The 6,506-nt window shown below is 37.0% G+C and carries 6 protein-coding genes; 1 reads left to right on the top strand and 5 read right to left on the bottom strand.

What is annotated here, in order from left to right:
* Positions 1–204 precede the first annotated feature (204 nt).
* From A5849_RS07045 to A5849_RS07030, 4 genes are all read right to left on the bottom strand, one after another.
* Positions 205–588: a hypothetical protein gene (locus tag A5849_RS07045; RefSeq protein WP_143353353.1), complete on the bottom strand. Its 384-nt coding sequence runs from the start codon at positions 586–588 to the stop codon at positions 205–207.
* Positions 589–1,356 (bottom strand): MurR/RpiR family transcriptional regulator, encoded by a 768-nt coding sequence (locus A5849_RS07040; protein WP_002334775.1) that lies wholly within the window; start codon positions 1,354–1,356, stop codon positions 589–591.
* Positions 1,357–1,440: 84 nt separating this feature from the next.
* Entirely contained in the window at positions 1,441–2,772 is a 1,332-nt protein-coding gene (locus A5849_RS07035) for a 6-phospho-alpha-glucosidase (protein WP_002313654.1), read from the bottom strand.
* A 44-nt stretch (positions 2,773–2,816) separates the two neighbouring features.
* Positions 2,817–4,406 (bottom strand): alpha-glucoside-specific PTS transporter subunit IIBC, encoded by a 1,590-nt coding sequence (locus tag A5849_RS07030; RefSeq protein ID WP_002334776.1) that lies wholly within the window; start codon positions 4,404–4,406, stop codon positions 2,817–2,819.
* 263 nt (positions 4,407–4,669) lie between these two features.
* Here A5849_RS07030 and A5849_RS07025 point away from each other — a divergent pair, with 263 nt between their 5' ends.
* Positions 4,670–5,380: a hypothetical protein gene (locus tag A5849_RS07025; protein WP_002308919.1), complete on the top strand. Its 711-nt coding sequence runs from the start codon at positions 4,670–4,672 to the stop codon at positions 5,378–5,380.
* Positions 5,381–5,495: 115 nt separating this feature from the next.
* Here A5849_RS07025 and A5849_RS07020 read toward each other — a convergent pair whose 3' ends face one another.
* Positions 5,496–6,506 (bottom strand): S66 peptidase family protein, encoded by a 1,011-nt coding sequence (locus A5849_RS07020; RefSeq protein WP_002348563.1) that lies wholly within the window; start codon positions 6,504–6,506, stop codon positions 5,496–5,498.

The raw sequence follows: 6,506 nt of genomic DNA, 5'->3' as shown, positions 1-6,506 counted from the left end.
ATTTATATATCGTGTTAAACTTTCTCTTCTATTTTTCTATTTGTATAAAAAAACTGAGAATCAATTTTTTAACTCATTCGTAAAAGCAAAAATATAGCTAGTAGACTAATGGTTCCTATAAAAATCGTGCTAGATAAAACTAGTACTTTGCTGTATATAGTGGACTTCTTCCCACATCTTTTTAAACCTGTCTCTTATACACATCTAGATGTGTATAAGAGACAGGCTGTATATAGTGGACTTCTTCCCACATCTTTTTAAACTTCTTACATAGAGAAAAGCTAAAAGAGCTCCTATTAAATTTCCTGTTATAACTTGTTGGACAACAGTAAATTGTAGGTATATTCTTAACAAGCTGATGTCAATTGTTCTTTTTTCTAAAAAATAAAGAATACTTGCTTGAAATAACATTAAAAAAGGAAATAAGGAACCAAGAGCGACATATGGATTATGGAAAAAAGCTTCATGTATCACTCCATTCATTCTGATAGTCATTAATATAGCATAGAAATAAAAAAGGAAAGCTGCGGCTATCCAATAACCAAGTAAAATGTGTTTCCAGAGTCCTTCTATCCTGTCTCTTCTCATCTAGCTCTCCTCTCTCAGCGTATATACACCATAAGCACGAACTAAATAATCCGCTAAGCAGCTCAAGCTGATCAATGATTGAAATGGCTTATTTTCTTTTCCAAGGATAAAGCAATTACAATAATAATTTAAATGATAAGTACTATGGCGTGTGAAATAATTATCTCCAGCTGCAGTAATGGTCAAAACTGGAATTTTCTGTAATTCAAAGGCAGTCAGATTTTCTTTGACCTCATGTGTTTCACCGCTCAAAGAAACAATAATGGCCATATCTTCTAATGTTATCAGTGGCATGGCCATATCAAACTCCGTCTTATTTGGCAACACCATTACTCTCTTTCCAATACCTAGCATCATTTTATAAAACTCATCAATTACTTTCTTTTGTGAAAATCCCGTTGCATAGCAATAGATCATCTTACTTCGGTCTAAGCATTGAAGGATTGGCTTTAAGTTGACAGCCTTCATGTAATGAAGCGTCTGCTGGATATCTTCCAGTTGTTTTTCAAAAATATCTTCTTTTGTTCTAAGCCCATTTTCTTTATTTGTTACATGTCGTAAAAAATATTTGAACTCAGAATAACCAGAAAACCCCAATTTCTTAGTTGTTCTCATAATGGAAGATTTTGAGACATAAAGTCTCTCCGCTAAGTCAGTTATTTTCAAATTTTGTATCAAGCTAGGATCCGATAAAATAAAGTTCAAGATTCCTCGGTCTAGTTCGCTTAATTTTTCTGCATGTTGATGAATCAATTTTTCTAGTTCCATACTATCCCTCCTCTATTATTAGTATATGCAATAACATGAAACTATTTTTTAATAGAGGAGAACCACGATGTATTTGGAATACTGCTATTTCAATTCAGGCCAGTATTCTTGGTTTACACTCACCAAATCATCTAGTAGATTTTTTGCAACTTTTGCGTTTGGAACAATCTTTGATAATGTCAGTGCTTGCCATAATTTCTGATAAGACCTTTCTTCCCAAGCTTCGACTACTAATTTTTCAACTGCTACTTGTTGTTCCATCAATCCCTTTTGGAAGCGTGGAATCTTTCCTTGTATCAACGGTTCTGGTCCATTGCTGCCAACTATACAGGGTATTTCTACCATCGCCGACTCATCAAAATTCTCGATAGCTCCGTTATTAGGTACGATCAGCAACATCCTTTCATGAGTGTTATAGGCAATTGCTCGTGCTAAATCAACGATATAGCTAGCATGTTCATCGATTTCTAGTATCGTATTTTCTGCTGAACCACTACTAGTGATACGATCACATTCATTAAATACTTGTTTTTCACGTCCAACCATCACTTCATTTGCACGCGTGAACTCTGGATTGGTGTGCGCTACTTCATCTTGCGGATAAAAGTAATATTTCAAATAAGTGTTAGGAAGAGTAGTTGGGTCAATGTCATATACTTCTTTTGCTTTCATAAATGTATGTTTCCAACTTGCATCAGTTTGTTGTGATTCTTGAGATTCCGATGGTAGAGCGTAACCAAACTGACTAACATATTCTTGAATTTTAGGCATCAAATCATTTCCTTCTGTATCTCGGATATCCGTCCACCATCCAAAATGATTCAAGCCATAGTAGCGTACGACCATTTCTTTGCGTGAAGCTAAACCGATAGCTTGAGCCATACGCTCTTCAATTCCCACCGGCATATCACATATATTGATGATTTTTGCTTTAGGACGTAATTTTCGAGTCGCTTCTGCCACGATCGCCGCTGGATTAGAGTAATTGAGCATCCACGCATTTGGTGAATATTTTTCCATATAATCTATCAACTCTAAAACACCGCCAATTGAACGCATCCCATAAGCAATTCCGCCAGGTCCACAAGTTTCCTGACCAACTACCCCATACTTCAACGGAATTTTTTCATCTTTTTCCCGCATCGCATATAAGCCAACACGAATATGTGCCATAACAAAATCAACATCAGTGAATGCTGTTTCTGGATCAGTAGTGGCTGTAAATAAAATATCTGGTGCTCTTTCCTTCAATAAAATCTCACACGCAGAAGCAATACGTGTTTGTCTTTCCTCCAGATTGTCATAAAATTTGATTTGCCGGATAGGAAATCTATCCAGATGTTTCAAAAGCATCAAAACAATTCCAGGAGTAAATGTACTCCCTCCGCCGGCAATCGTGATTGAAAATTTTTTCATATTAACATTCCCCTTTCTGTTTGTCTGTTAAGATTTTTGTGAAACTATTGTTCTATTTCTAATAAACGTTCAAATTGTTCACGTACTTGTGGCACGTCCAAACCAACTATTACTTGAAAAGCATTGCCGTTTCTCACTACACCGTGTGCTCCACCTTCTTTAAAAATCGTATCTTCTAAAACCAACATTTCATTTTTTACAGTTATTCTCAAGCGTGTAGCACAATTTGTGACTTTTTCAATATTTCCGGCCCCTCCAAAACCTTCTAAATAAATAGCAGCTTGATTCTCATATACATTTTCAATTTCTGTTTTTGAAGTTTTCCTCTCTTTTTCTTTGTAATCTTTTTTAGTATATAATTTAACAGCGTCGGTATTCTCTTCTCTCCCCGTAGTGGCAATATCAAATTTGATAATCAGGTATCGAAACACAATAAAATAGATTCCTGTAAAAGCTAGACCAATCACTAGTTGGGTAAAGATCATTCCTTTATGGTTTTGAAATAATGGAATCCAGACTTTCACAAACAAATCAATAAATCCACCACCAATATCCCCTACCACACCAAAACCATACATTATTGCCGCCATTGTAGCAGCCAAAAGTGAATGAATAGCAAACAACGGTGGAGATATAAATAGAAACGTAAATTCTAATGGCTCAGTGATACCCGCCAAAACAGCTGTCAAAGTTGCTGGAATCAGGATCGTCAGCACCTTTTTCCTATTCTCAGGTCTTGCAGTGAAATAAAATGCTGCGGCAATACCTGGAGAAGCGAATATCTTTGAATTCCCGTGCAAAGCAAAACCGCCTTCTGGAAAGAGATGCTTAAGTGGCTGTTCGCTGCGAGCAAACTCCTGAAGATGTGTCATCCAGTATCTCGCAATCCCTTCTTCTACTACTGCTGGCCCAAACGCAAACGGTGCGTAGATAAAATGGTGTAAGCCGGTTGGAATCAAAATACGTTCTAAAAAAGTGTAAAGCCAGACACCAAATATACCAGCACCCGCTAAGAAACCTTGCAATGAACTGATTGCCGACTGGATCTTAGGCCAGATAAGGCAGATCAAAAATGCAATAGGTAACATGATGAAAAAACTAATAATCACAACAAATGATGACCCTTGGTAGATTCCTAAAAAATCCGGCAGCTTTTTATCAAAGAATCGATTATGCAGATACACTACAACAGCTGAAATCAAGATTGCCCCTATAATTCCTGTATCCAATGTTTTGATACCCGCAATCATTTTCAGTCCACTTGCGCCGCCCGGATCGGCAGAAAAATCAACACCAAAAAATCCGCTATAAAAGCCTAACATGGTAGAAATGAAATAATTACAAGTAATATAGACTACAAATGCTTCCATTACTGCTCTAGCACTTGCTTTTTTAGCTAATCCGATAGGTAATCCAATAACAAACAACAACTCCATTTGATTGAATACGGTCCAAGCACCACTTTCAACCACTGACCAGATCGAATACCATGCTGTTCCTTCTGTAGCAATACTCCCCACTAACATTGGATTTTTAAAGATGATACATAAAGCCACCATGATCCCCGAAAAAGAAAAGAGCAAAACCGGTGTAAACATAGCTCCGCCAAAGCGTTGAATCTTTTCCATTATCATAATAAGTCAACTCCTTCCATACACATCTTTTGTCGCAGATTTAGTATAAGCATAAAAGAAATCGGTTACAATAGCTATTACACTTTAAGAAACTTGATTTCAATAATAGTTCTTAGGTAGCATATAATGGGAAATTTCCCTAAATACATAAATAAAAGACAGATTTAATCAATGTATAGAAATTTTTTCTCTGCTTCTCCTTTAACCAGAGAAATTTAGAATTATGCTATACTAGTATTAATTAAAGTGACGAGGTGTTTTATATGAAAAAGTTAGGGTTTATTTTAGCGTCGATCTCCTTATTCCTTGTAGGATGTACATCTGCTAGTAAAGAAACTAGTGAGTCATCTGCGACCGCAGTCAAAAGTTCCATCAGACAAACTAGTTCAGCTGAAAAATCAAGTACACAGAAATCAGCTTCTTCTGAATCGAATACATCTTCAACCACCAGCAAGCTTTCAGAGTCCAACCCTTCTTCTATATCTAGTGGTACAGTTGACACGAGTCTTTCTTCTACAGCAGACACATCCTTCTCACAGTCTTCTCAGTCAGTAGATCCGTTAGCAGGATATTCTGATCTGCAAATTGAGTACGCACGCGTTTGGTTGGCTGTCAAGGGTAATACTTTTAAAGATGCATCAGGCGATTTTGAACTACATGTTATTCATTATCCGGCAGGAACACCTATCGATCCCTATGATGCAGGGAGCGTAGGTTATCCAAAAGACGTAGTTATGCTTACTGGAAAATACGGCTACCAGGGAATTTTAGTGTATTCTAGTAACCACGACGGAACGATCACTAGTTATCCAGTTCCTTCACATTGGCAAATACCTGCAGATCAAGCCTCTGATCCAGCATTCATAAAAAAAACAACTCAAGAAATCATTGATCATGCATCTGTGGTTGCTATTCCTACAGGCAACCCAAATGACGTGAAACAGTTAATCGATGTGACAGTTATAGATAATTAAACTTTCTAATATGTTATACAAAAAGAAGCTGACAAAATACTGTCAGCTTCTTTCACTTTCTTTTCTATTTAGATTTATTGGTCTTTGATAGACTCCAAGGCAGGAAAAAATTTTATTAAATAAACGTTTGCAAAATAGTCTCTTTTCCATCTTTTACCGATACTTCTGCGTAGGCACCGTTGATCAATGTTAGTTGTGGCGGCACATGACCGCAATCAATATCATACAAGATTGGTATGTTCAATTCTTTTGAAAGATCTTCATATACATCCTTCATTCGATAATCTAGCAAATCCTCTGCTGCACTTCTGCCAAACATGATACCAGAGCTGTCCTCAAACCATCCTGCTAGTTTCATCTGAACAAGTGATCTTCTTAAATCAACGGAGGATAGCTCACAGTTTTCTAGAAACCACAAGATTGGCTTTCCATCATTATACGTTCTTTTAAACGTTTGGACATCTCCATAAGGTGTACCAATTAAATGTCTGATCGTATCTATACAACCACCTAATAATCGGCCTTTTATCCTTACTGTCTCTCCGCTGACTGTTTGCCAATTTGTTGGTTCAGTAAGATGAAAAACTGAAGGTGACGGTTGCTCATGATGCCATTCTTTTTGATATTTTTCAGAAGAACGCTGTAAGATTGATTCTCCTTTGCCTGTTTCTAGCACACTTTTCCACATCGCTGTCGTTTTATCTGAATAATTTCCTCTTAAATCAATAAGGTTGGTCCCATGTGCAGTGGCTATCCCTGTTTTTAATGTGATGGCGAGTAGCAACGTACTAATATCTGAATAACCTACTATCCATTTTGGCTGTAGTGCATCGAAATCGACAGAATCGAGGATCTCAATCAATAATTCTCCTCCCCAAGGCGGAAAGATCATTTGGATATTCTCATCTTTCATCATTTGATTGAATTCATCTGCTCTTTCTCTTGCTGGAGCTGATTTTTCTTTATCTTGCGTCCACAGCGTCTTTCCAGTAACGACATGAAAAGATTTTTCTTCCATACTCTTTAAAGCCATTTCTAGTAACAGGTGGTGTTCTTCTGCTACGCCCGATGATGGTGCAATAACCCCAATCGTCGTATTTTTACCTAATAACGGATATCTTATCAT

Source organism: Enterococcus sp. 10F3_DIV0382 (assembly GCF_002140245.1).
Lineage (GTDB): Bacteria > Bacillota > Bacilli > Lactobacillales > Enterococcaceae > Enterococcus_B > Enterococcus_B lactis.
Note: the sequence above shows the minus strand (reverse complement) of the source record. Positions and strands in the feature narration are given on the sequence as shown.